The 23,136-nt window shown below is 62.5% G+C and carries 23 protein-coding genes; 9 read left to right on the top strand and 14 right to left on the bottom strand.

Features of this window, described 5'->3' with window-relative positions:
• Window positions 1-61 precede the first annotated feature (61 nt).
• The 3 genes from NH398_RS14145 (at window position 62) to NH398_RS14135 (ending at window position 3,181) form a co-directional block, all read left to right on the top strand.
• Window positions 62-571 carry a CIA30 family protein gene (locus NH398_RS14145; RefSeq protein WP_253019049.1) on the top strand — a complete coding sequence of 170 codons (510 nt, stop codon included), beginning with the start codon at window positions 62-64 and terminating at the stop codon, window positions 569-571.
• A gap of 97 nt (window positions 572-668) precedes the next feature.
• Window positions 669-2,435 (top strand): bifunctional isocitrate dehydrogenase kinase/phosphatase, encoded by a 1,767-nt coding sequence (gene aceK, locus NH398_RS14140; RefSeq protein WP_253019048.1) that lies wholly within the window; start codon window positions 669-671, stop codon window positions 2,433-2,435.
• A gap of 32 nt (window positions 2,436-2,467) precedes the next feature.
• Window positions 2,468-3,181 carry an NAD-dependent deacylase gene (locus NH398_RS14135; protein ID WP_253019047.1) on the top strand — a complete coding sequence of 238 codons (714 nt, stop codon included), beginning with the start codon at window positions 2,468-2,470 and terminating at the stop codon, window positions 3,179-3,181.
• 37 nt (window positions 3,182-3,218) lie between these two features.
• Here NH398_RS14135 and bioA read toward each other — a convergent pair whose 3' ends face one another.
• The 6 genes from bioA to bioB are packed head-to-tail and all read right to left on the bottom strand — an operon-like array spanning window position 3,219 to window position 8,939.
• Entirely contained in the window at window positions 3,219-4,505 is a 1,287-nt protein-coding gene (gene bioA, locus NH398_RS14130) for an adenosylmethionine--8-amino-7-oxononanoate transaminase (RefSeq protein ID WP_253019046.1), read from the bottom strand.
• On the bottom strand, window positions 4,502-5,224 hold the full coding sequence (gene bioD, locus NH398_RS14125; RefSeq protein ID WP_253019045.1) for a dethiobiotin synthase: 723 nt from the start codon (window positions 5,222-5,224) through the stop codon (window positions 4,502-4,504). Before bioD ends, bioA begins: the two co-directional genes overlap by 4 nt.
• Window positions 5,221-6,006: a methyltransferase domain-containing protein gene (locus tag NH398_RS14120; RefSeq protein ID WP_253019044.1), complete on the bottom strand. Its 786-nt coding sequence runs from the start codon at window positions 6,004-6,006 to the stop codon at window positions 5,221-5,223. Before NH398_RS14120 ends, bioD begins: the two co-directional genes overlap by 4 nt.
• Window positions 6,003-6,722 carry an alpha/beta fold hydrolase gene (locus tag NH398_RS14115; RefSeq protein ID WP_253019043.1) on the bottom strand — a complete coding sequence of 240 codons (720 nt, stop codon included), beginning with the start codon at window positions 6,720-6,722 and terminating at the stop codon, window positions 6,003-6,005. Before NH398_RS14115 ends, NH398_RS14120 begins: the two co-directional genes overlap by 4 nt.
• A complete protein-coding gene (bioF, locus tag NH398_RS14110) occupies window positions 6,719-7,864 on the bottom strand; it encodes an 8-amino-7-oxononanoate synthase (protein ID WP_253019042.1) in 1,146 nt (381 codons plus the stop codon). The genes NH398_RS14115 and bioF overlap by 4 nt, the downstream gene beginning before the upstream one ends.
• Window positions 7,851-8,939 (bottom strand): biotin synthase BioB, encoded by a 1,089-nt coding sequence (gene bioB, locus NH398_RS14105; RefSeq protein ID WP_253019041.1) that lies wholly within the window; start codon window positions 8,937-8,939, stop codon window positions 7,851-7,853. Before bioB ends, bioF begins: the two co-directional genes overlap by 14 nt.
• 171 nt (window positions 8,940-9,110) lie before the next feature.
• On the opposite strand from bioB, the gene NH398_RS14100 reads away from it, so the two are divergent.
• Window positions 9,111-9,872 carry a DTW domain-containing protein gene (locus tag NH398_RS14100; protein ID WP_253019040.1) on the top strand — a complete coding sequence of 254 codons (762 nt, stop codon included), beginning with the start codon at window positions 9,111-9,113 and terminating at the stop codon, window positions 9,870-9,872.
• Window positions 9,873-9,877: 5 nt separating this feature from the next.
• Here the strand turns inward: NH398_RS14100 and NH398_RS14095 are convergent, their stop codons facing one another.
• The 8 genes from NH398_RS14095 to def all read right to left on the bottom strand — a co-directional run bounded on the left by NH398_RS14095 (window position 9,878) and on the right by def (window position 18,271).
• Entirely contained in the window at window positions 9,878-10,783 is a 906-nt protein-coding gene (locus tag NH398_RS14095) for a DMT family transporter (RefSeq protein WP_253019039.1), read from the bottom strand.
• Window positions 10,780-12,033: a TraB/GumN family protein gene (locus tag NH398_RS14090; protein ID WP_253019038.1), complete on the bottom strand. Its 1,254-nt coding sequence runs from the start codon at window positions 12,031-12,033 to the stop codon at window positions 10,780-10,782. The genes NH398_RS14095 and NH398_RS14090 overlap by 4 nt, the downstream gene beginning before the upstream one ends.
• A 34-nt stretch (window positions 12,034-12,067) precedes the next feature.
• The gene (locus tag NH398_RS14085) at window positions 12,068-13,516 is read right to left on the bottom strand and encodes a TrkH family potassium uptake protein (RefSeq protein ID WP_159341167.1); all 1,449 of its coding nucleotides are present in this window, start codon (window positions 13,514-13,516) and stop codon (window positions 12,068-12,070) included.
• 48 nt (window positions 13,517-13,564) lie between these two features.
• On the bottom strand, window positions 13,565-14,938 hold the full coding sequence (gene trkA, locus NH398_RS14080; protein ID WP_159341168.1) for a Trk system potassium transporter TrkA: 1,374 nt from the start codon (window positions 14,936-14,938) through the stop codon (window positions 13,565-13,567).
• Between the two features lie 111 nt (window positions 14,939-15,049).
• The gene (locus NH398_RS14075) at window positions 15,050-15,256 is read right to left on the bottom strand and encodes a dodecin (protein WP_159341169.1); all 207 of its coding nucleotides are present in this window, start codon (window positions 15,254-15,256) and stop codon (window positions 15,050-15,052) included.
• A gap of 45 nt (window positions 15,257-15,301) precedes the next feature.
• A complete protein-coding gene (gene rsmB, locus NH398_RS14070) occupies window positions 15,302-16,633 on the bottom strand; it encodes a 16S rRNA (cytosine(967)-C(5))-methyltransferase RsmB (protein ID WP_253019037.1) in 1,332 nt (443 codons plus the stop codon).
• Window positions 16,630-17,622 carry a methionyl-tRNA formyltransferase gene (gene fmt, locus NH398_RS14065; RefSeq protein ID WP_253019036.1) on the bottom strand — a complete coding sequence of 331 codons (993 nt, stop codon included), beginning with the start codon at window positions 17,620-17,622 and terminating at the stop codon, window positions 16,630-16,632. The genes rsmB and fmt overlap by 4 nt, the downstream gene beginning before the upstream one ends.
• Window positions 17,623-17,758: 136 nt before the next feature.
• Entirely contained in the window at window positions 17,759-18,271 is a 513-nt protein-coding gene (def, locus tag NH398_RS14060) for a peptide deformylase (RefSeq protein WP_159341172.1), read from the bottom strand.
• A gap of 176 nt (window positions 18,272-18,447) precedes the next feature.
• On the opposite strand from def, the gene NH398_RS14055 reads away from it, so the two are divergent.
• The 5 genes from NH398_RS14055 to aroE all read left to right on the top strand — a co-directional run bounded on the left by NH398_RS14055 (window position 18,448) and on the right by aroE (window position 23,093).
• Window positions 18,448-19,494: a LysM domain-containing protein gene (locus tag NH398_RS14055; protein WP_253019035.1), complete on the top strand. Its 1,047-nt coding sequence runs from the start codon at window positions 18,448-18,450 to the stop codon at window positions 19,492-19,494.
• Between the two features lie 33 nt (window positions 19,495-19,527).
• Entirely contained in the window at window positions 19,528-20,649 is a 1,122-nt protein-coding gene (gene dprA / locus NH398_RS14050; RefSeq protein ID WP_253019034.1) for a DNA-processing protein DprA, read from the top strand.
• Window positions 20,650-20,697: 48 nt separating this feature from the next.
• Complete coding sequence (locus tag NH398_RS14045) at window positions 20,698-21,255, top strand: Sua5/YciO/YrdC/YwlC family protein (protein WP_253019033.1); 558 nt, start codon at window positions 20,698-20,700, stop codon at window positions 21,253-21,255.
• Between the two features lie 77 nt (window positions 21,256-21,332).
• Window positions 21,333-22,265: an oxygen-dependent coproporphyrinogen oxidase gene (gene hemF, locus NH398_RS14040; RefSeq protein ID WP_159341176.1), complete on the top strand. Its 933-nt coding sequence runs from the start codon at window positions 21,333-21,335 to the stop codon at window positions 22,263-22,265.
• A 9-nt stretch (window positions 22,266-22,274) separates the two neighbouring features.
• Window positions 22,275-23,093 carry a shikimate dehydrogenase gene (aroE, locus tag NH398_RS14035; RefSeq protein ID WP_253019032.1) on the top strand — a complete coding sequence of 273 codons (819 nt, stop codon included), beginning with the start codon at window positions 22,275-22,277 and terminating at the stop codon, window positions 23,091-23,093.
• Window positions 23,094-23,136: the final 43 nt, after the last annotated feature.

The following is a 23,136-nucleotide window of genomic DNA, read 5'->3' as shown; positions in this document are numbered from 1 at the left end:
GTGCGCCTCTGGGCTTTCGCTCAGAGGCGTTGTTATTGGCAGGCAAGGAGGAGCTTGAAGGATGTTGAACTTTACCGAATCGAACATGGCCGAGGCAGAGCAGCGGCGCTGGTACGCCGTGGACGATGGCGTGATGGGCGGCGTGTCTCAAAGCGGCTTTTGCGTGGAAGCGGGCGCTGGCTGCTTTTGTGGCGAGGTATCGCTGGAAAACGGCGGTGGCTTTGCCTCGGTGCGCCGTGAGCCTGACGGCTTCGAGCCGACCCTGGCCCATGGCCAAGGAATTGTGCTTCGCGTGCGCGGCGATGGTCGCACCTATCAGCTACGGCTCAAAAGCAGCGCGCTGGACGAAGCAAGCGCCTATCGCGTCGCCTTCACGCCTACAGCTCACCAGTGGGAAACGCATCAATTCACCTGGGCACAGTTCGAGGCGGTGCGCCGGGGCACGCTGCTTTCCAGCGCGCCGCCTCTCGCCCCGGATTCTATTCACCAGCTCGGTTTCTTGATTGCCGACCGCACTGCCGGGCCGTTTCGCCTGGAGATAGCCTCCATTGCGCCTTATTCAAAGGGCTGACACTGACAGGGCTGACAGTTACAGGACTAAGGTCGTCTCGTATGTAGTGTGCCGTTCACAGAATCTGGGAAGCCCTCTTTCGACGTGAGCCAGCGTGATGAAACACTCTCCCGCGTATCGCCTAGCGGCCACTGTGCTGCACGGTTTCGATGAGTACCGTGCGCGTTTCAAGCAGATCACCTCAGATGCCAGCCGCCGTTTTCACGACGCCGCCTGGCGTGAAGCGCAGCAAGCCTCCGCCGCGCGGATCAACCTGTACGGTGAAAAGGTCGAGGAGACGCTCGACCGATTGCAGCGCACCTTTGCCCAGGAGGTGCTGGCCCACTGTGAGACGTGGCGGGAAGCACGAGGGCACTACGCTCAATTGATCAGCCAGCGGTTGGATTACGAGCTGGCGGAAACCTTCTTTAATTCGCTGTTCTGCTCGGTGTTTCAGCATCGCCATATCCGCAACGACTGGATGTTTGTGTACAGCTCCCGGGAGGATGCCGCGCACCGTTCGGGCATCGAGCTGTGCCGCAGGCATTACGTCAACAGCGACTGGGCGGGGGCACTCGCTTGGGCGCTGAGTGAAGCCCCGTTTGAGTCCTCCTTTGCCAGTTTGGAACGCGATAGCCAGCTCGGCGCTAGCCTGCTGGAAGCCCAGCTCCCTGCCGCGATTTGGCAGGCGGAGGATGCCCAGGTGGAGCTACTCAACAGCGTGTTTTACCGCAATAAAGGCGCGTATCTGGTCGGGCGTATGTTAGGCGGCGGCGAGCAGGTGCCGCTGGTGCTGCCTGTTCTGCATGGCGAGGGGTACGGCGAGCAGCAGGGCGGCGACCCCTGCCTGCATTTGGATACGGTCCTCACCGAAACCGATGAAGTGTCGATCATCTTCTCGTTCACCCGCGCCTATTTCCAGGTAGAGGTGCCGGTGCCGGGGGAGTTCGTCGGTTACCTAAAGCAGCTCATGCCCCACAAGCCCGAGGGTGAGCTGTACGCCGCCATTGGCTTTTTCAAACACGGCAAAACCGAATTTTTCCGCGCGCTGAACCAGCAGGTGGCTAAACGTGAAGAGCGGTTCATGATCGCGCCGGGGGTGCGGGGCATGGTGATGGCGGTGTTTGTGCTGCCGAGCTTCCGCACCGTGTTCAAGATCATCAAGGATAAGTTCGACCCCGCCAAAGAGGTCACCCACGCCATCGTGCGGGAGAAGTATCGGCTGGTAAAACGCCACGACCGGGTGGGGCGGATGGCCGATACCCAGGAGTTCTCCAACTTTATCGTCCGCCAGGACCACTTCGAGCCGGAGTGTTTGGCCCACCTGCTAGAGGTCGCGCCCTCCACGGTGTCGCTGAAAGAGGACAAAGTGATTATCAAGCACTGCTACACCGAGCGAATGATGACGCCGCTGAATATTTACCTGGAGCAGTGCAGCGCCGATGAACGAGTCATGGTGCTAAAAGATTACGGCAACGCCATCAAGCAGATGGCGGCGGCGAATATTTTCCCTGGCGATATGCTGCTGAAGAATTTTGGCGTCACTCGCCACGGGCGGGTGATTTTCTACGACTACGACGAGGTGAGCTATCTCACCGAGTGTCGCTTCCGCCATATTCCCAAATCCCAGGGGTACGACAGCTACATGGATGGCGGGGCCAGCCTTTCCATTGGCCCCAACGATATCTTCCCCGAAGAGTTTGGCCCGTTTATGTTTGCCAACCCGGAACTGCGCGCACTGTTCACAGAGCAGCACCCGGAGCTGTTCGACCCGGACTACTGGCTGGCACTACAGAGGGCGATTCTGGATGGGCGAGTGATTGACGTTTACCCGTATCGCAACAAGCAGCGGTTCGCGGGCACCGTGGGCCAACTGGTACATTAGGCATTTACTGGACGACGTAAGCCGAGGACAGCATGACTTCAGCCCCGCACTTGGTGGTTTTTACCGGCTCGGGAATCAGCGCGGAGAGCGGCATTCAAACCTTCCGCGCCAGCGATGGCCTCTGGGAGGATCACCCGGTGGAAGAGGTCGCCACGCCGCAAGGGTGGCGGCAAGACCCGGAGCGAGTGCTGGCGTTCTATAACCAGCGCCGTGAGCAGATTCGTCGTGCAAAGCCCAATGCCGCCCATAAAGCGCTGGCGGCGCTGGAGCAGGATGGCTTTAAGGTCAGCGTGATTACCCAGAATATTGATGACCTGCACGAACGTGCAGGCTCGCGCCACGTGCTGCACCTGCACGGTGAGATTTTAAAGGCGCGCTCATCGGTGGATGCGCGGCTGCGCTACCCGCTGTTAAAGGGGGGGATTGCCCTGGGTGATGTGTGCGATAAGGGCAGCCAGCTGCGCCCCGACGTGGTGTGGTTTGGCGAGGCGGTGCCGCTGTTCGAAGAGGCCTGCGAGCTAGTGAGCCAGGCGGATTTCCTGCTTGTGGTCGGCACCTCGCTGGCGGTGATGCCCGCCGCATCGCTGCTCACTTATATCGATTACGACACCCCTTGTGCGCTGGTGGACCCCGACGCCGATGAGCTTAGCCCCCCCGGCGTGCTGGCGATCAATACCACGGCGGGGGAAGGTGTGCCAGCGCTGGTTAACCAGTGGCGTAAGCAGGGGAATTTGATACTGCCTTAAGCGGCAGGATCGCTCTCTACGTCCTCACCTGACCTGTTCATAACGTTGGATGACGCTGCTCTAAAAACCACGCTTTCATCACCCCGGTAATCTGGGTGAGCTCGGCGTCCGTCGCGATATAGGCGGGCATGGTGTAAAGCCAGCGGCCAATGGGGCGCAGCCACACGCCCCGCGCTCGGGCAAACGCGGCAACGCCCTTCAGCGCCTCGCTGCTGTGGGTTTCGATCACCGCCGTTGCGCCTAATACGCGCACGTCCGCTACGGCCGGATGTGCGCGCAGCGCTACGTCTTCCAGTAGCTCTCGCTGTAACGTTTGACTGAGCGCGGCAATTTTCTCCAGGTAGTGCTCCTCTTCGAACACCTTCAGGCTCTCCAGCGCCACGCGGCAGGCCAGGGGGTTGCCCATAAAGGTGGGGCCGTGCATGAAAGCGTGGTGCTCGCTGTCTCCAATAAATGCCCCGTGAACCCGGTCAGTAGCCAGCGTGGCCGCATGGCCCAAGTAGCCGCCGGTCAGCCCTTTGGAGAGCACCATGATGTCTGGCGTGACGCCCGCGTGGTCGGCGGCAAACAGCTTGCCGGTGCGGCCAAAGCCGGTGGCGACTTCATCAAAAATCAGCAGCACGCCAAACTCATCGCACAGCGCTCGCGCGCCGCGCAGGTAGTCCGGCGAGGTCATGTTCAACCCGCCCGCCGCTTGCAGCAGCGGCTCCATTAGGAGCGCAGCAATCTCATGGTGGTGGCGCGCTAGCACCTCCCGCAGCGCGGCGAGGTCCCGCTCAACCTGCTCAGGCGTCGCGTCGAAGGGGGCCATGGGGGCTGGGGCAAAGTGGTGCTGAGGCAGCAGGCTGGCGAACAGGCTGTGCATGCCCTCTTCGGGGTCGCACACCGCCATGCAGCCGGTGGTGTCGCCGTGGTACGCCTTCATGAGCGAGAGCATTTTGCGCTTGCCGGGGTGGCCGCTCAGCACCTGGAATTGAAGTGCCATCTTCATGGCCACTTCCATACCCACCGAGCCGCTATCGGAGAAGAACACATGGTTCAGCCCCGGCGGGGTAATGCGCACCAGCGCCCTTGCCAGCTGATCGGCGGGGTCGTGGGTCAGGCCGCCCAGCATCACATGGCAAAGCTCCCCGGCCTGCTCGCGGATGGCGGCGACGAGGCGCGGATGGCCGTAGCCGTGAATCATGCACCACCAGGAGCAGGTGGCATCCAGCAGGCGCTCGCCGCTGTCTAGCGTAAAGTAGCTGCCGCTGCCGCCGACCACCTTGGGCGCAGGCGTTTGGGTTTTGAGATGGGCATAGGGGTGCCAAACGGGGGAGTTCATGGCGTCGCCTCCTGGGTGGCGAGGGGGAGCAGTGCATCAAGGGAGAGGTAGCGCTGCGCGTTGGGCGCATCTGCGGTGGCCAAGTGGGGAATGATCCCTAAGCAGGGAGCGGGAAGGGCGCGTTTTATCAGCGCCACATTGGCCCCGAAGCGTGGGCTATCGACGGCAAAGGCGGGGTCCACCACGCTGCCTACCCAGCCCGCCAGCGTTAAGCCATCGGCGGCGATGGCCTCAGCGGTGAGCCTTGCATGGTTCAGGCAGCCCAGTTTCAGCCCAACCACCATAATCACCGGCAGCCCGAGCGCGCGGGGCAGGTCGGAAAAGTCCTCCTCCTCGTTCAGCGGCACCCGCCAGCCGCCTGCGCCTTCGATTAGCGTCAGATCCCGTGGCGTGTCGGTTAACGTGTCGCTGAGCGCCTGAGTAACGCTTGCCACGTTAAGCATGGCACCTGCTTCCAGAGCGGCGAGATGCGGCGCAATAGCGGGAGCAAAGGCCCAGGGGTTGATCGTTGGGTACTCCACCGGCGGAAAGCTTTGCGCCTGTAGCGCCAGGGCGTCGTGGTTGCGCAGGCCGCTGGGCGTGGCTTCGCTGCCAGAGGCGATGGGCTTTAACCCTAGCGTGGTGAGCTGGCGCTGGCGGGCGGCGCAAAGCAGCGCGCTAGTGGCCAGGGTTTTGCCCGCGTCGGTGTCGGTACCGGTGACGAAATAGCTGTTATTCATATCGCACTTTCCAGTTGTAGCGTCAGGCAGTGGTAGCTCACCGGCAGCCCCTGCGGCGTGCGTAGCGATTCATAGCGGGCCTGGGCGGTGGTAAGCGCTTGGCGGGTCAGCCGAGCGTTGGGTCTGGCCACTTGGGCACCCACGCCTTTGATAGAGGCCATTACGGCGTTCAGGTCGGGGTAGAAAAAACGCCGCTGCGCGCAGGCGTGCTGAATGAGGCGCAGGCCGCTTTGCTGAATCGCCCGCTGTACGGCGCTGGCATCCGGCGTTTGCAGCAGCGCCTCGGGCCGCTGCCAAGCGGTGGCAACTTCGCTCAGCGTGCCGGGCAGCAGCGTGGTGATGCGCGCCTGCCCGCTGGGGGCGAGCACCCGCGCCAACTCCCGCAGCACCGCGCCGATATCCGGGCACCACTGAATCGCTAGGTTAGAGAACACGAGATCCACGCTTGCGTCGTCCAGCGGCAGCGCGGCGGCATCTCCCTGTTGCCAGCGTATGGCATCGCCATACTGCGCTTGGGCGTGGGCGAGCATACCCGGCGCCAGGTCGAGCCCGGTGGTGGTGGCGTTTGGGTAGTGGCTCGCCAGCCGCTGGGTCCAGTAGCCGGTGCCGCAGCCAAGGTCGAGCACATGCTGGGCGCTCTCCGGTAGCGTTTGCCAGAGCGTTTCGCCAATGTCGCGCTGGGCGCTGGCGAGAGCATCGTAGCGTGGTGCCGCCCGTGAAAAAGCCCGAGCAACACGCTCCTGCCAGCGGAGCAGTGGCAGCGAGGTGACCGGTGTGTTCATCGCGGCTCCTGTAGCGCCCGCGTGGCCTGCTCGGCCAGCCGTGCCGCCAGCTGGGCGGGCTGGGAGAGCATGGGGCAGTGCCCTGCGGCTTCCAGTCGAAGCGCTTGCTGGCGCGTGCTGCTTGGTAGCAGCGGGTCGTGGGCGCCTGCCAATCGGCGGATAGGGCAGGGAGGGGTGGCAAGCAGTGCCCGGTTATCCAGCGTCTCTAGCCACATGAGCCCTTGCGCGAGCGTGTCGGTATCGGCGTGGGGAGTCTCACCTAACTGTGCTCGTAGCTGGCGGTGGGCCTCGCGGGCATTAGGTTCACCTTGGGCCTGCCAGCGCAGAAAGTGCCGCCACGTGGCAACGGGGTCACGGCGGAAGGCTCGCTGAAAGCTGGTAAGCTCCTGGCTCGTCACACCGCCATTTTCCCCGTCACTGCAAAAACGGCTGCCTGCGCCCAGTAGCAACAGGGCCTTGGGCGGCGGCAGATGATTGAGCAGCGCCGTGGCCAGCAGCCCACCCAGCGACCAGCTCACCCAGACGGCATCGCTGGGTAGCTTGGGTGCCATACGCTCGGCGAGCGCGTCAATGCTCGTGGGGGTAGGTAGCGCTGGAGATTCGCCGTAGCCGGGCCACTCCACTGCGCTGGGTTCGACATTGCCGGGCCAGTACTCCGAAAGCGTCTGCCATATACGGCGGTCGACGCCCCAGCCCGAGAGTAGGATGAGCTTCATCGCTGCTCCTCGTTTAGGCAGGCGGCGGCGACTTCCAAGAGCCGGTCAATATCCCGTTGCGTATGGCGGGCGCTTAACGTGATGCGCAGCCGCGACTCGCCGTTGGGCACCGTGGGTGGTCGAATCGCCCCTACCTGGATAGCGTGCTCATCGAACGTGGCCGCCCAGGCCAGGGTGCGCTGCTCACTGCCCAGCAGCAGCGGTTGAATCGGCGTGTGGGAGTGTCCGAGGGGCAGCTCCAAGGCGATGGCTTGCTGGCGGAAGTAGTCAATATGGCGAGCGAGCCGTTGGCGGTGCTCCGGCTCCCGCTGGACAATGGTGAGTGCTTCTAGCGTGGCGGCGGCAATCGCGGGCGGTTGGGCGGTGGTGTACACATAGCTGCGGGAAAACTGGATCAGGTGCTCGATGAGCGCGGCGTCGCCCGCCACAAATGCGCCTGCGGTGCCCAGCGCTTTGCCCAAGGTGCCGACCAAGATCGGCACGGCTTGGCTATCAAATCCCTCCACGCAGCCCGCGCCGTTTTCTCCGAGCACACCGAGCCCGTGGGCATCGTCGATCATCAGCCAAGCGCCGTGCTGCTGGCTGATGTGGGCAAGTTCTCCGACGTCAGCGATATCGCCATCCATACTGAACACGCCGTCGCTCACCACCAGCTTGTGAGTGGCCGTGCTGCGCGCAAGTAAACGCTGTAAGTCGTGGCCATCGCGGTGGTGGTAGCGCCGCGAGCGGGCGCCGCTCAGCGCGCCACCGTCAAGTAGCGAGGCGTGATTAAGCCGGTCCTGAAATATCGCGGTGTGGGGATCCGCTAGCGCCTGCAGCACGCCTAGGTTCGCCATATAGCCCGTGGAAAATAGCAGCGCCCGCTCCCGTCCGGTCCACTCCGCCAGTGCCTCTTCCAAGGCATCGTGAATGCCCAGATGCCCGCTGACCAAATGCGACGCGCCGGCCCCGGCGCCAAAGCGTTTCGCGCCTTCCGCCTGAGCCGCCTGTACGCGTGGGTCTTGGGCAAGGCCCAGATAGTCGTTGCCTGCAAAGTCGAGTGCCCCGTGGGCAGAGACACGGCGGTTGCGCCAGCGCTGCTGGCGCTCGCGCTCATCGCGGGCTGCCGCTAAGCGCTGGTGCCACACCTCAGACACTGGCATCCACCGCCAGCGCCGCAGCGCGTTCGGCCTGGGCGTTACGCTGCGCCTGTTGGGCCAGCCGCTCGGCGCGCTGTGTATCGTCTTCGCAGGTATCGCGGCGCTCGGGGTGCAGGCCCAGCTTGGCAAACAGCGCACGGTCGCGCTCTGCCTGGGGGTTGCCGGTGGTCAGCAGCTTGTCGCCGTAGAAGATGGAGTTGGCTCCGGCCAGAAAGGCGAGCGCTTGGGTGGGTTCGCTCATCTGCTCGCGGCCTGCGGAGAGGCGCACATGGCTTTGGGGCATCATGATGCGCGCCACGGCAATGGCGCGGATGAATTCCAGCGGGTCTAAATCCTCGACGTTCTCCAGTGGCGTTCCCGGCACTTTGACCAGCATGTTGATAGGCACGGACTCGGGGTGTGGAGAGAGCTTAGCCAACTGCTGCAGCAGCGCGCTGCGATCCTGTGCGCCTTCGCCCATGCCCAAAATACCGCCAGAGCACACTTTCATACCGGCGTCACGCACGGTGGCTAGGGTCTCTAAGCGGTCGCTGTAGGTGCGGGTGGTGATGATTTCGCCGTAGTAATCTGGGGAGGTATCGAGGTTGTGGTTGTAGTAGTCCAGCCCGGCCGCCGCCAGCCGGGTGGCCTGCTCGCCGTCGACCATACCCAGCGTCATACAGGTCTCAAGCCCCAGCGCTTTCACCTGGCGCACCATCTCTTCCACCACCACTAAATCTTTATCCCGCGGGCTGCGCCACGCGGCCCCCATGCAGAAGCGGCTGGCACCGGCCTCTTTGGCCGCTTGGGCCTGGGCCACTACCTTCTCGATTTCTAGCAACTTCTCTTTTTCCAACTGGGTGTTGTAATGGCCCGATTGCGGGCAGTACTTGCAGTCTTCCGGGCAGGCCCCGGTTTTAATCGACAGTAGAGTAGAGACCTGCACCGCGTTGGCATCGAAATGCGCCCGATGCACCTGCTGGGCTTGAAACAGCAGGTCGTTAAAGGGCAGCGCAAACAGCGCGTTGATCTCGTCAAGCGTCCAGTCGTGGCGCGGCGCGGCATCCGCCGCGTGAGAAGTAGTCGAGGTAGCGGTCACGGGTAAACCTATATTCTTTTGAAAGTTGACAGGACTCTAGCGGGGCTGTGCTGAGGGTGTCAACTTTTTGAATAATGTTGGTTTACCATGGTGCTTGACTGTAGGGAGTATTCGTCAGGATGTATGGCCTGCTTTATACTCTGCGCCCTTTGACGACCCACTGGAGCGCAGATGCCTGACGCGACCTCGCTGCCCCCCGAGCACGATGCATTGACCGACCGCGACCCGGCCACCGGGCATCCGCGCCCGCCTCGGCGTGAATTCAAAGCGCGGGGCAGCTTCGTCAAACGCTGCGAAGGCTGCAACTTGCCTGAGCTGAACTGCCTCTGTCCGTATCAGGTCAAGGCGGAGAGCGACGCCCAGGTGTGGCTGCTGACCCACTCTATTGAACACTACAAACCGACTAACACCGGGCGCTTGATTGGCGACGTGCTGACTAACACCCGCGTGTTTACCTGGTATCGCACCGCGCCGGACGACACGCTGGCGGCGCTGCTGGCAGACCCGCGCTACGCGCCGTTCGTGATTTTCCCGGACGACCAGCCGGATTACGCCGACCGCGTGGTGGATATCGGCGCGGTGCATGCCGCCAAGCAGCAGGCGCGCATACCGGTATTCATCATTTTAGATGGCACTTGGCGTCAGGCGCGGCGCATGTTCCGCAAAAGCCCTTACCTGGATGTACTGCCGGTACTGCCGCTGCGCACCGAGCGTGAAACCCGCTACCGGCTGCGCAAGCCCGCCTCGAAAGCGCATCTGTGCACCGCCGAGGTGGCCATCGAGCTACTACGCCAAAGTGGCGATGAAACAGCGGCGAGCGTGCTGGATGACTACTTTGACGTGTTCAACGATAGCTATGCGGAAAGCCGCTACTATCGCAAGATCGAAGAGCCCACCGCTGCGATGCAGCGGCTGCTAGACAGACAACAGTAAGAGCGTTAAGGGGTTTGGCCCGGCAACCAGCGTAACAGGACTTTGCGCACCCAGTACCAGCGGTTGATCAGCAGCGCGGCGAAAATCAGGCTGCAGCCCAGAAGCTGCAGCGAGGTCATGGTTTCGCCAAACCACCAGGCGGCAAACAGCGCGGTCCAAACGGCTTCCAGCATGAGAATCACCGCCGCATGGCTGGGGGTCGTCATGCCCTGCGCCTTGATCTGCAGAAAGAAGCGCAGCGAGCTGGCCAGCAGCACGCTGGCCATTAACCAGCCGAGAATCGACGGACTCAGTGCCAGCGGCTGGTGTTCCACTACCAGTGATAGGCTGGTCAGCACCACGCCCACTGAGATGAGTTGTAGCGTGGTGAGAGGTAGTGCGGGAACGTTACGCACCACCCGGGTATTGACGTTGATCAGCAGTGCAAAACAGAGCGCGGCGCACACCATGAGTAGCTGGCTGGCTTCCACTCGAAACCCCGCATTGAGCGAGAGCAGGGCAAAGCCGAGCAATGCGATGGGCAGCGCGATCCAGGTGCTGCGCGGTGGGCGGTCGCCAAACAGTAGCCGGGCTACCACGGGCACCAGCAGAATGCCCAAGCTGTTGATGAAGGCGCTTTCTCCCAGGTGGTCGGAGTAGTGCAGCCCGAGCACCCAAAACGCGATGGCGGCGCTGAACAAAACGCCGACCAGCAGGCCGCGGCGTATTCGGCGTATCGGCATACGTCGCAGAGCAGGCCAAGAGAATCCCAGCAATATCAGCCCGGCGAGTAAGAAGCGCGTGCCGATAAACAGCAGCGGCGGCATGCCCGCAAGCGCCTCCTTGGAAAATATCCAGCCGCCAGCGGCCACAACCGTGACCAGCAGGAGCAGTGCATCGGCCTGCCAGGGGGCTTGTTTGATCGTACTCACGCAGCACCGCTGCCGAACAAGGCGCCGGCGATTCTAAAGCCCGCGACCCAGGTGCCCACCGCCGAGCCGAGCGTGGCGAGAATGAACACCAGCAGGGTGCGAGAGACGCGGTTTTTCCACCAGCCCTTGAGCTGCGTCACATCGTGGCGCAGGGTCGAAAAGTCGCGCACTTTGGGCTTGCGCATGTAGAGTTCGACTCCCGCTGCCACAAAGCCTGCGCCAATCGTCGGGTTGAGGGAAGTGAGCGGCGCGGCAAAGAAGGTCGCGATGACCGTCACCGGGTGGGCGAGAGCGGCAATGGTGGCCCCGCCGGATAGAATCCCGTTGATCAAAAACCACTCGATGACCAGCTGCCAGCCCAGATCGGTATTGCGTGAAAAGCCCACCACGAAACCGGTAATGACGAGCGCCGTAATCAGCCAGGGGGCGGCTTTCCACAGTTTGGAAGGGGGCGGTGTGGCTTCGAGAGACTCCCGCTCCACCGTGGGGTTTTCCGGCAGCGGTGTTTCCAAGTGCTCGCCCGTGCCTTTCAAGTGTCCGGCGCCCAATACCACCAGCACGTTCTGGTAGCGCCCAGGCGGCGCTTCCTCCGCCAAACGCAGCGCCATGTAGCGATCACGCTCACGGATCAGCGGAGAGTAGAGCGCTTCGGACTCGGCAGCAAACTCGCTGAAGGTGGCCTCTAGCATGTCACCCTCTTTGAGCTTTTCGATGTCCTCTTTGGAGACATCCTGACGGGAGAGCACGCTACCAATCAGCCCTGAAAACAGCGAGAAGCGCTGCCACCAGGGGACATTGCGGTAAATCCGTTTCAGGGTAATGCCCACATCCCTATCGACCAGCAGCAGCGGCAGGTTGCGGGTACGGCACTCTTCCACCGCCGCACGCATTTCGGCTCCCGGCTGAATGCCGGACTGCTCGGCAATTCGCTGCTGAAACGCGCCCAGCGCGAGGCTTGCCGCGACCATCCCCGCTTTGCCCTGTTTGAACACCTGAAACAGGTCCTGCTCACCCATGGCGTCGGGGTTGTCCATGCTGTGGTGGCGGGCATCGCAGAGTTCGATGGCCACCGCATCGAAGTGGCCGCTGTCGATCAGCCGACGAACGTCGTCTGCGCTCTCGGCAGAGACGTGGGCAGTGCCCAGGAGCGTGTAGCGGGTCGCGCCCACCTGAATGGTTCTCAGAGGGCCGCTGGTCGTCGGAAGCGTGCTGCTCTCTTGCGCCAGCGGTGTTGCGTCATCGTGAGTCATTAAAAAATCTCAAAAAAAGTCACCAGCAGTGCGTTTAACGCCGCCAAAACGCCGGGGTAAACAGCACCAGTACCGTAAAAATTTCCAAGCGGCCCAGCAGCATGGCCAGCACTAGGATCCATTTGGCGAGGCTTGGTAAATCGCCATAGTGGCTGCTGGCCTCACCGAGTGCCGGGCCCAGGTTGTTCAGCGCAGAGCCTACGGTAGACCACGCCGTTACCTGATCGACGCCCGTTGCCATCACGCCCACCAGCATTAAAAAGAACAGCATCACATAGGCGGAGAAAAATCCCCACACGGCCTGGGCGATGCTATCGGGCACGCTCACTTTGCCGACCTTGACGGCGATGACCGCGTTGGGGTGAATCAGACGCATGACCTCACGCATCCCCTGCTTCAGGATCAGGATGATTCGGATGACCTTCATCCCCCCGGCGGTAGAGCCCGAGCAGCCGCCCACGAACGCGGCTACGAACAGTAGGAACGGCAGTGCCCCTGGCCAGCCGGAAAAGTCTGCTACGGCAAAGCCGGCGGTCGTGGCCACCGAGACCACCTCGAAGAGCGCATGACGTAGCCCCACGATGTCGTCGTAGGTGTCGGTGAGCCATAGGGTGATCACGGTAATGGTGGTGAGCCCGGCTAAAAACAGCATCAGAAAGCGGGCTTCGGGGTCTTGGAAGTAGTGCAGCAGACGCTTTTCCCGCCAGGCAATGAAGTGCAGGCTAAAGCTGAAGGCCGAAATCAGCATGAAGCCGATGCAGATCAACTCGATGGCGGCGCTATTGAAGTAGCCGATACTGGCATCGTAGGTGGAGAACCCGCCGATGGCGACGGTGGAGAAACTGTGGCCTAGGGCATCGAACCAGTTCATCCCCGCCAGCATGTAGGCGACCATGCAGGCAAACGTGAGCGTCGCGTAAATGTACCAGAGCGCTTTGGCGGTTTCGGTAATCCGAGGCGTGAGCTTGGAGTCCTTGAGCGGCCCCGGAATTTCGGTGCGATACAGGGCCATGCCCCCGACGCCGAGGGTGGGCAGTATGGCCACGGCCAGTACGACGATCCCCATGCCACCTAGCCACTGGAGCTGCTGACGATAGTAGAGGATCGATTCGGGCAAAAAGTCGATACCGGTAATCACCGTGGCCCCGGTGGTCGTCAGGCCAGAAAACGACTCGAATACCGCATCGGTCATGCTCAGCGAGCCTTCGCCAAACAGCATCAACGGCAGCGAGCCGAACAGCGCGAGTACGGTCCAGAACATGGCCGCGATGATGAACCCGTCGCGGATGCGTAGCTCTTTGTGAGCACGGCGGTTGGGCAGGTAGAGAAACAGCCCCGTCATGACGGTAATCCCAATGCCGCTCATGAACGCGTGCCAGACGCCGTCTCGAAACCAGAGCGACATGAGCATGGGGGGCAGCATCGTCAGGCTGAAAAGCATCAGCAGCAGGCCCAAAATACGTAGAATGACCCGCAAACTCATAGCGCTGTTGATCTCGGTGGTGGCTGTGTCATCACGCTGGCGCGCTCCTTAGAAAAACGTTAGCCCGACCTGGAACAGGCGCTCCACGTCACGAATGCGCCGTTTGTCGATCACGAACAGAATCACGTGGTCGCCGCTCTCCACCCGCACGTCACCATGGGCGATGAGCACTTCTTTACCGCGTACGATGGCACCAATGGTGGTGCCATCGGGTAGGTCGATCTCGCGGATCGTACGGCCCACCACTTTCGACGACTGTTTATCGCCGTGGGCGATGGCCTCGATGGCCTCCGCCGCGCCCCGACGCAGGGAGTGTACGTTGACGATATCCCCCCGGCGCACGTGGGTCAGCAGGCTGCCGATGGTGGCCTGCTGAGGGGAAATGGCGATGTCGATATCGCCGCCCTGCACCAAATCCACGTAGGCGGCGTTGTTGATCAGCGTGAGCACCTTCTTAGCCCCCAGCCGCTTGGCGAGCAGCGACGACATGATGTTCACTTCGTCGTCGTTGGTCAGCGCGCAGAAGATATCGCAGTCTTCGATGTTCTCCTCTTCCAACAGCCGCTTGCTGGTGGCGCTGCCGTGGAGCACCACGGTGCGATCCAGCCGCTCGGAGAGCGTGGTGCAGCGCTCCAGGCTATGCTCAATGATCTTGACCTGATGGCTGTGCTCTAAGTGCTCTGCTAGCCGTTCGCCGATATTGCCGCCCCCGGCAATCACCACGCGGCGGAAGTCCCGCTCCACTTTGCGCAGCTCACTCATTACGGCGCGAATATCCCGGCGGGCGGCCAAAAAGAACACCTCGTCGTCGGCTTCAATCACCGTGTCGCCCCGGGGAATGATCGGCCGGTTGCGGCGATAAATGGCCGCCACGCGGGTTTCCACGTTGGGCATATGCTTGCCCAAAAACGCCAGATCCTGGCCCACCAGCGGGCCGCCGTAGAAGGCCTTCACCGCCACCAGCTGCACTAAGCCACCGGCAAACTCCAGCACCTGCAGCGCGCCCGGGTGTTCGATCAAGCGGCGCACGTGGTCGGTGACCACCTGCTCGGGGCTAATCAGCACGTCGATGGGGATCGCTTCATGGGCGAATAGCCCTTTACGAGTGAGGTAGGCGGTGGAGCGCACCCGGGCAATTTTGGTGGGCGTGCGAAACAGCGTGTGGGCCACCTGACAGGCGATCATGTTGATTTCGTCGGTGTTGGTCACCGCAATCAGCATGTCGGCGTCTTCGCAGCCCGCTTGGCGCAGCACGATGGGGTAGGAGCCCGCGCCGGTCACCGTGCGGATATCCAGCTTGGTGTGCAGTTCGCGCAGTTTTGCGCCGTCGGTATCGACGACGGTGATGTCGTTCTCCTCGCGGGCGAGGTGCTCCGCAAGGGTGCCGCCGACCTGGCCGGCGCCAAGAATGATGATTTTCATCGCTGAGCATCGGTTCCGTTATAAGCGCCAGCGCATGGCCGCTTGGCGGTGTGCGCTGCAATAAAGACGGCGGCCAGTGTAAACCAGCCGCCGTCGAAAAGCAGGTAGGGATTATTCCAGCGTGAAGCCCACCTTCACGGTGACCTGCCAGTGGGCCACGCGGCCATCTTCGATGTGGCCGCGGGTGTCGGTGACTTCGAGCCAGCGCATGTTGTGAACGCTCTCGGAGGCTTTCGCCAGAGCGTTCTGCACGGCGTCCTCGATCCCTTTTTCGGATGAACCGGTGAGCTCGATATGCTTATAAGTGTGATGACTCATGCTATCTCCTTGCGTGTCATGAACAGGTGGCACAGGGCGAAACGCCTAGGCCGGTCGCTTCTCTAGTCTGGCATAAAAAAAGCCATCGTGACTGTTCTGAGCGGGAAACAGCTGGCGCCCCTGGCCACTCTGTTCGCCCCAGGCCACGTCATGGGGTGTGGTGGCGTGGGCATCCGGGGTACGGGCCAAAAACGCATCGATCTGTGCCGCGTTCTCTTCGGGAAGCACCGAACACGTGGCGTAGAGCAGCGTACCGCCGGGCCGTAGCAGCGGCCAGAGATTATCCAGCAGCTGTTGCTGCAGCTTGGCGAGCTGGCGAATGTCCTCTTTACGGCGTAGCGCTTTGATGTCCGGGTGGCGACGAATCACGCCGGTGCCGGAGCAGGGGGCATCCAGCAAGATGGCGTCAAACGGCGTGCCGCTCCACCAGTCGCGGGTGGTGGCATCGGCATGTTTCAGCTCGGCACTGAGCCCTAAGCGACTGAGCGTGTCGTCGACGCGGGCCAGCCGCTGGTTATCGCTATCCAGCGCGGTCAGCGCAATATCGAACTGCTCCAATAAGTGGGCGGTTTTGCCGCCGGGCGCGCAGCAGGCATCCAAGACGTGGGCACCCGGCCGTGGGGCGAGCGCTGGGCCAAGCAGCGCGGCGCAGAGCTGTGCGGCTTCGTCCTGCACGCTGACATGGCCCTGGTCGAAGCCAGGCAGCACCGAGACATCGCAGGGATGAGTCAGCGTAATGCCATCGGGGGCGTGCAAGCAGAGCTGGCCGTTCAAGCCCTGTTCAGTGAGCTGCTGCAGGTACGCTTCACGATCATTGTGACGCTGGTTGACACGCAGCGTCATCGGTCCCGGCTCATTGTTGGCCCGGGCAATGGCGCGCCACTGATCTGGCCAAGCGTTACGCAGCTTGCCTAGCAGCCACTGTGGGTGCTCCAGGACTACGCTTTCATCCCGGTCGACTTCGGCCTGCAGAGCGTCGGCTTCGCGCTGTAGGCGGCGCAGGCAGCCGTTGAGCACGCGGGTGGCCCACTCTTTCTCCAGCAGACGCGCAGCGCCAGCGGTTTCCCCCACGGCGGCGTGGGCAGGCGTACGCATGTAGAGCAGCTGATAGATACCGATCAGCAGCAGCGCCTGGACATCTGCATCGCGCTTTTTGAAGGGTTGCTTCAACAGACGGCTGGCCAGCGCTTGAAGACGCGGCAAGCGTCGGCAGGTGCCGTAGCAAAGCTCTTTGAGCAGTGCGCGGTCTCTGGCGATGACGCTGTGCTCATCGAGCCCGGCCAGGGAGCCTTTATCGGTGAGAACCGGCACCAGACTTCTGGCCGCCGCCGCGCGGACGTCCAAGCCGCTGCCGCTTTTGGCGGGTCGCTCGCTCATGGGCGCGCTCCTTGCGAGGATGGCTGTGAGGGCTGTCCAAGGCGAACACCTTCGCTCAAGGGCGTTTGGCGGGCATTCAAAAGATCACGCACTGCCATGGCTTTGCCGCCGGGTAGCTGGGCACGGCTGACGCACAGCACTTCCTGGCCCTGGGCACCGCAAGCAATGCGCAGGTGTTCGTCGCCATGTGCCAACAGCGTGCCAGGCGCGGCTGGCGGCTGCTCGCCAGGTTCGACGCTGGCCATCAACAGCCGCAGACGATCGTTCCCCAGGGGGCACCAAGCCACCGGCCACGGGTTGAAGGCACGAATTTTACGCGCTAACTGCTCAGCGGGCTGGCTAAAGTCGAGCTCGGCCTCGGCTTTGCTGAGCTTGGCGGCGTAGGTCACGCCCTCATCAGGCTGCGGCGTGGCGTCGAGGCTGCCGCTGTCCAGTTGGTCGAGCACGGTCACCAGCGCATTAGCGCCTTGAATAGCTAGCCGGTCGTGGAGGTCGCCGCCCGTGGTGCGGGAGGTGATCGGGGTGCGTACTTCGTACAGCATGGCGCCGGTATCCAGCCCCGCATCCATTTGCATGATGGTGACGCCGGAGGTGCTATCACCGGCTTCGATGGCGCGCTGAATCGGCGCCGCGCCGCGCCAGCGGGGCAGCAGCGAGGCGTGCACGTTAATGCAGCCTAGACGTGGCGTATCCAGCACCGCTTGGGGCAGCAGCAGCCCATAGGCGACCACCACCATCACATCGGCATTCAGCGCCGCCAGTTCGGCTTGCGCATCGGCGTCTTTCAAGCTGACGGGTTGATACACCGGCAGGCCGTGCGCTTGTGCCAGCTGTTTGACCGGGCTGGGCGTGAGCTTGCGGCCTCGACCAGCAGGGCGGTCGGGCTGGGTGTAAACCGCCACCACTTCGTGTTCGCTGTCGAGAACGGCGGCAAGGCTGGAGGCGGCGAAGTCTGGCGTGCCAGCAAAAACAACGCGTAACGGTGACATGGTGGAGAACCCCTAAGAGAAGAGAGAAAGTGCCATCTATGAAACGCACAAAGGCCGAGAGGCAGCGCTATCGTGCAGGCAGAAGCCTGCGGGGCAGCGTGTCAGCTCGGCCAGTGGCCAGGTGATGAGGTGCCGGTTAGGCGTCGTTCATCAGCTTGTGGCGCTTCTGCATTTTTTTCATCACCCGATCGCGCTTGAGCGGCGAGAGGTAATCCACAAACAGCACACCTTCCAGATGGTCGTACTCATGTTGAATGCAGTGGGCCAGTAGGCCATCTGCTTCCAGCTCGTAAGGCTCCCCGTGACGGTCCAGCGCATTGAGCTTCACTTTCAGGTAGCGTGGCACTTCGGCGTAGTACTCAGGGATCGACAAACAGCCCTCAGAGAGCGGCTCTTTGGCATCGCCAATGGGCTCGTAGCGCGGGTTGATCAGCACCAGCGGTTGGGAGTTATCGTCGCTGACATCCATCACCACCACGCGGCGATGGACATCGATTTGCGTGGCGGCAAGGCCGATGCCGCGCGCGTCGTACATGGTCTCCAACATATCGTCGACGAGCTGGCGGACCTCGTCGTCAACGGTTTCCACCGGTACCGCCTTGGTGCGCAGGCGCTCGTCGGGGAATTCGAGAATAGGAAGTTTGGCCATGGCGTTACAATCACCGTTATGCTGAGTCTTTAAGATGAGTTAGCGGCGAACCTGTGTCAGCGCGCCTAACTGCTTTACTATGGGCCACTATAACATGCTGATAGCGTGACAGGGCACGCGCGACACCGTGTGGCCCTCTTCCACTGCTTCACCAACGACTGCCTGGAGAGAACCGGATGGTGGCCCGAAAGCCTCTTTATTATAGCGTCTTTGGCGTGCTCTTAACGTGGGGGCTGCTGACCAGCCAACTTGTCTGGGCCCTGGAAGGCTTACGCCGCGATGCTCCGCAGCGCTACGAAGTGGTTCCTGGCGACACCCTATGGGACATCTCGGCCCGATACCTTCACTCTCCTTGGCAGTGGCCGTCGCTGTGGCGGGCAAACCCTCAGGTGCGCAATCCTCACCTCATTTATCCTGGGGACGTGCTGCTACTGGGCACCTGCGAAGGCCAGCCCTGCGTCACGTTGGAGCGTGGCCAGGGCGTCGTCAAACTCTCGCCGCAAATGCGCACCGTGCCGGAGCGCGAAGCCATTACGCCGATTCCGATGGACCTGGTGCGCGCCTTTTTGCGTGAGCATCGCGTGGTCGAGCCAGATGAGAACCTACAGGCGCTGGCCTACGTGGTGGGTGGCGACAACCAGCGCCTGATTAGCGGGGCAGGCGATACGCTGTACGTGCGTGGAGAGCTGCCGGAGCGCACGCGCTTGGGGATCTATCGTCCGGGCGAGCCCTATGTCGCGGCCGATGGCACGCGATTGGGCGATGAGTTGATCAATATTGGCGAAGCGCGCTACGTCAGCAGCGAGGGCGATATCGCCCGGGTCGAGGTGCTCAGCGCCTATCAGGAAGTGCGTAACGACGACATTCTGCTGCCGCTTGAGGATCGTGAGCTGAGCGACGCGTTCGTTCCCCGCGCACCGTTGAATGACGTGTCGGGCCAGATCGTTGCGGTACCGGGTGGGGTACGTTTTATTGGACGCCTACAGATCGTTGCGCTGGACCTAGGCACCCAGGATGGCTTGCAGCCTGGGCACGTACTGCGTGTCGATCAGCAGGGCGAGCTCGTCACCGATCCTCGCACCCAAGAGCTGCTGCGCCTACCCGATACCGAAGCGGGGCTGGTGATGGTTTTCCGGCTTTACAATCAGATGAGTTATGCCCTCGTCATGCAGGCGTCACGGGTATTGGCCGTCGGGGACAGCGTGCGCTCGCCCGCGCGCTAACGAACGAATCATCCGTTACAAGAGGGAACAGCGATGGATGCCAAGGAGTGGCTGGCAGTGCATGCACTGCCTGGAATGGGGGCAACGCGCATTGCACAACTGGTGGCGCGTCAGCCGTCGTGGCCGCAAGGCTGGTTAGCGGCATTGCCCAGCAGTGCCGCCAATGCGTTACGCCTGTGGCTCGCTCACCCGACGCGCAGCCCTCTGCAACACGCGGTGGACGACACCTTGACCTGGCTGCAAGGCGCGCCCGATCGTCATCTGCTGCACCGCGATCACCCCGATTGGCCTGAGTTACTCAATCAGCTTCCTGACCCACCGGTGGTGCTGTGGGCGCAGGGGGATTTACGCGCCCTGAGCGCTCCGGGCATCGCTATGGTCGGTACGCGGCGGCCCACGTCGGAGGGTAGCCGTAACGCTCAAGCGTTTGCCCGTGAATTGGCTGGGCGCGGCTGGTGTGTGGTGAGCGGTATGGCCTTGGGTGTCGACGGGGTTGCCCAGCGTGCAGCGCTGGAGGCGGGTGGCACCTCCATTGCCGTGCTGGGAAGCGGCATCGATGTCATTTATCCCGCGCGCCATCGCGATCTCTACGAACAGCTCAGTACCCAGCCCGGCGGTTTGGTGCTGTCCGAGCACCCGCCGGGCACGACTGCCCGTCCCGCCTTTTTTCCTCGCCGTAACCGTATCGTCACCGGGCTATCACTCGGCACGCTGGTGGTCGAAGCCACCGAGAAAAGCGGCTCACTAGTGAGCGCTCGCCTAGCGGTAGAGCAAGGGCGTGAGCTATTCGCGCTGCCAGGCTCGCTGCACAATGTACAAGCCCGTGGCTGCCTACAGCTCCTGCGTAGCGGGGCCACGCTGGTGCGCCATGTGGACGATATGCTCGAAGAGTTGCAGCAATGGGCGCCCCACTACCTGCCCGTAGAGACGACGACGCACGGTGAGACGACGTCTCACGGACCCGACAGCCCTTCGACGGCCAGCGGTGATCCGTTGCTCGATGCGCTGGGAGACTCGCCAACGCCGATCGATCTGCTGGTGCAGACCACCGGTCTCTCGGTGAGCGCCTGCCAACAGCGGCTGTTAATGCTGGAGCTGGAAGGGCAGGCGACGCAGCAGGCGGGCGGCTGGGTGAGAATGACGGCCCCGTGGTAAGATGCAGCCTCCTTTGTTGGATTGGCTGAGAGCTTATCAGGAGCGTCTATGAAACCGGCGGTTGACGTGAAAGCGGCGGTAGATGCGCTGCGCGCAGGTGGTGTGATCGCATGCCCTACCGAGGCGGTATGGGGGCTGAGCTGTGATCCCGATAACGACGAAGCGCTGGCGCATTTGATGCGCATGAAAGAGCGCGACCCGGCCAAGGGCGTGATCTTGGTGGCGGCGAGCATTCAGCAATTTCAGCCCTGGCTGACCCATCTACCCCTTGCGCTGCATGCCCCGCTGGCCGCCAGTTGGCCTGGCCCTAACACTTGGCTAGTGCCCGATAACGGCAGAAGCCACGGCTTAGTGCGTGGTGCTCACCAAAGTGTCGCGTTACGCGTGACCGACCACCCGCTGATGAAAGCGCTGTGCGAAGCGTTTGGTGGCCCACTCGTCTCTACCTCCGCCAACCGAGCCGGCGACCCTCCTGCCATGAGCGCAGGCGAGGTCTCTACCATTTTTGGGGAGGAGGTCGCCGCCATCGTGGCTGGCGAACTGGGCGGCAATGCCAAACCCAGCACCATCCGCGATTTGGTGACCGGCAAAGTGATGCGTGACTAGCCGTCCGACTTCGTCACACTGCCATCGATTCACGATTCACGATTCACGATTCACGATTCACCTCACCAGGAGTTACCGTGGCCCACGAGCACCTAGACGACGTTAAAGCGTACCTTCTCGATCTTCAGGAGCGCCTCTGTGAAGGGCTTGCCGCCGCCGATGGGCGGGCCGCGTTCAAAGAGGATAGCTGGCAGCGCGAAGAGGGCGGCGGAGGCCGCTCGCGGGTGATGGAGTCGGGCGCTATTTTTGAAAAAGGCGGCGTCAATTTTTCCCATGTCCACGGTGCGCAGCTGCCGCCGTCTGCGACCGCAGCCCGGCCCGAGCTGGCCGGGCGCAGCTTTCATGCGGTGGGCGTCTCTTGGGTCATGCACCCAGAAAATCCCAACGTACCCACCAGCCACGGCAACGTGCGCTTTTTCATTGCCGAAAAAGAGGGCGAGCCGCCGGTGTGGTGGTTTGGCGGCGGCTTCGACCTAACCCCTTACTATCCGGTGTTCGAGGACGTGGTGCACTGGCATCAGGTCGCGCGTGACGCCTGCGCGCCCTTTGGTGAGGGCGTTTACGAGCGCTACAAAGCGTGGTGCGACGACTACTTCTATCTGAAGCACCGCGAGGAGACCCGCGGCGTCGGCGGACTCTTTTTTGATGACTTGAACGAAGGCAGCTTTGAAGAGTGTTTTGCGTTTCAGCGCGCGGTAGGCGATAGCTTTCTGGACGCTTACCTGCCCATCGTCGAGCGCCGTAAGCAGGACGCCTGGGGCGAGCGCGAGCGCGACTTCCAGCTCTACCGCCGCGGTCGCTATGTCGAGTTCAACCTGGTATGGGACCGTGGCACGCTGTTTGGCCTGCAGAGCGGCGGGCGTACGGAATCAATTTTGATGTCCATGCCGCCGCTGGCCCGCTGGGAGTACGCCTTTACCCCTGACGCAGGCAGTCGTGAGGCCGCGCTGCACGACTACTTGGTGCCCCGCGATTGGCTGGCCGAAGCCGCCCAGCAGAGCAACGCCTAAGGAGCGTCGATGACTGATCGTTACTGCGTGTTTGGCAACCCTATTAAGCACTCGAAATCCCCGCTGATCCATGGGGAATTTGCCAGTCAAACCCAGCAAGCCATGCGTTATACCGCTGAGCTCGCCCCTGTGGAGGGATTTGCTGATGCTTGGCGAGCATTCGTCGCCGACGGCGGCCGTGGTGCGAACGTCACCGTGCCCTTCAAAGGCGATGCCTTTGCACTCTGCGATACGCTGAGTCACCGCGCCAAGCGCGCCCAGGCGGTGAATACGCTGATTGTGGGCGGTAACGGGCGTACCTATGGCGATACCACCGACGGTATCGGGTTAGTGCGGGATTTGGCCTATCACCGCGTCCCTCTGGCGGGTAAGCGTGTGCTGGTCATCGGCGCAGGAGGCGCGGTGCGCGGCGTATTGGAACCGCTGCTGGCGGAGAAGCCCAGTGAGGTCGTCATCGTCAACCGCACGGCGGAGAAAGCCGAGCAGCTGGCCCACGCGTTTGCCGACCTGGGCACTCTCCAGGGCGGCGGTTTTGCATCCATCGACGGGCAATTCGACTTGGTGATCAACGGCACCAGTGCCAGCCTTTCAGGCGAGCTGCCGCCGCTGCCGGAGACGCTGTTTGCCGAAGGCGCCTGGGCCTATGACATGATGTACGGCGCTGAGCCGACGGTGTTTCTTCAGTGGGCGGAACCGCGCGGGGCGAAACGGCTGGATGGCTTGGGCATGCTGGTCGAGCAGGCGGCCGAATCGTTCTTTCTATGGCGCAACGTTCGACCGGAAACGGCCAGCGTGCGCTCGCTGCTCCGCCAGTCTCTCAATGAGTGAGCAGGACGATGGGGGCGAGTGCCCCCATCCTGTCGTCGTGAGC

The organism is Halomonas sp. CnH100-B, from assembly GCF_024124605.1.
Taxonomy (GTDB): Bacteria; Pseudomonadota; Gammaproteobacteria; order Pseudomonadales; family Halomonadaceae; genus Vreelandella.
This window is presented reverse-complemented; position numbering and strand designations above follow the sequence as displayed.

Coding starts and splice junctions, on each gene's coding strand:
- NH398_RS14145 (WP_253019049.1), top strand. CDS start 62: ATGTTGAACTTTACCGAATCGAACATGGCCGAGGCAGAGCAGCGGCGC.
- aceK (WP_253019048.1), top strand. CDS start 669: ATGAAACACTCTCCCGCGTATCGCCTAGCGGCCACTGTGCTGCACGGT.
- NH398_RS14135 (WP_253019047.1), top strand. CDS start 2,468: ATGACTTCAGCCCCGCACTTGGTGGTTTTTACCGGCTCGGGAATCAGC.
- bioA (WP_253019046.1), bottom strand. CDS start 4,505: ATGAACTCCCCCGTTTGGCACCCCTATGCCCATCTCAAAACCCAAACG.
- bioD (WP_253019045.1), bottom strand. CDS start 5,224: ATGAATAACAGCTATTTCGTCACCGGTACCGACACCGACGCGGGCAAA.
- NH398_RS14120 (WP_253019044.1), bottom strand. CDS start 6,006: ATGAACACACCGGTCACCTCGCTGCCACTGCTCCGCTGGCAGGAGCGT.
- NH398_RS14115 (WP_253019043.1), bottom strand. CDS start 6,722: ATGAAGCTCATCCTACTCTCGGGCTGGGGCGTCGACCGCCGTATATGG.
- bioF (WP_253019042.1), bottom strand. CDS start 7,864: ATGCCAGTGTCTGAGGTGTGGCACCAGCGCTTAGCGGCAGCCCGCGAT.
- NH398_RS14100 (WP_253019040.1), top strand. CDS start 9,111: ATGCCTGACGCGACCTCGCTGCCCCCCGAGCACGATGCATTGACCGAC.
- NH398_RS14090 (WP_253019038.1), bottom strand. CDS start 12,033: ATGACTCACGATGACGCAACACCGCTGGCGCAAGAGAGCAGCACGCTT.
- NH398_RS14085 (WP_159341167.1), bottom strand. CDS start 13,516: ATGAGTTTGCGGGTCATTCTACGTATTTTGGGCCTGCTGCTGATGCTT.
- trkA (WP_159341168.1), bottom strand. CDS start 14,938: ATGAAAATCATCATTCTTGGCGCCGGCCAGGTCGGCGGCACCCTTGCG.
- NH398_RS14075 (WP_159341169.1), bottom strand. CDS start 15,256: ATGAGTCATCACACTTATAAGCATATCGAGCTCACCGGTTCATCCGAA.
- rsmB (WP_253019037.1), bottom strand. CDS start 16,633: ATGAGCGAGCGACCCGCCAAAAGCGGCAGCGGCTTGGACGTCCGCGCG.
- fmt (WP_253019036.1), bottom strand. CDS start 17,622: ATGTCACCGTTACGCGTTGTTTTTGCTGGCACGCCAGACTTCGCCGCC.
- def (WP_159341172.1), bottom strand. CDS start 18,271: ATGGCCAAACTTCCTATTCTCGAATTCCCCGACGAGCGCCTGCGCACC.
- NH398_RS14055 (WP_253019035.1), top strand. CDS start 18,448: ATGGTGGCCCGAAAGCCTCTTTATTATAGCGTCTTTGGCGTGCTCTTA.
- dprA (WP_253019034.1), top strand. CDS start 19,528: ATGGATGCCAAGGAGTGGCTGGCAGTGCATGCACTGCCTGGAATGGGG.
- NH398_RS14045 (WP_253019033.1), top strand. CDS start 20,698: ATGAAACCGGCGGTTGACGTGAAAGCGGCGGTAGATGCGCTGCGCGCA.
- aroE (WP_253019032.1), top strand. CDS start 22,275: ATGACTGATCGTTACTGCGTGTTTGGCAACCCTATTAAGCACTCGAAA.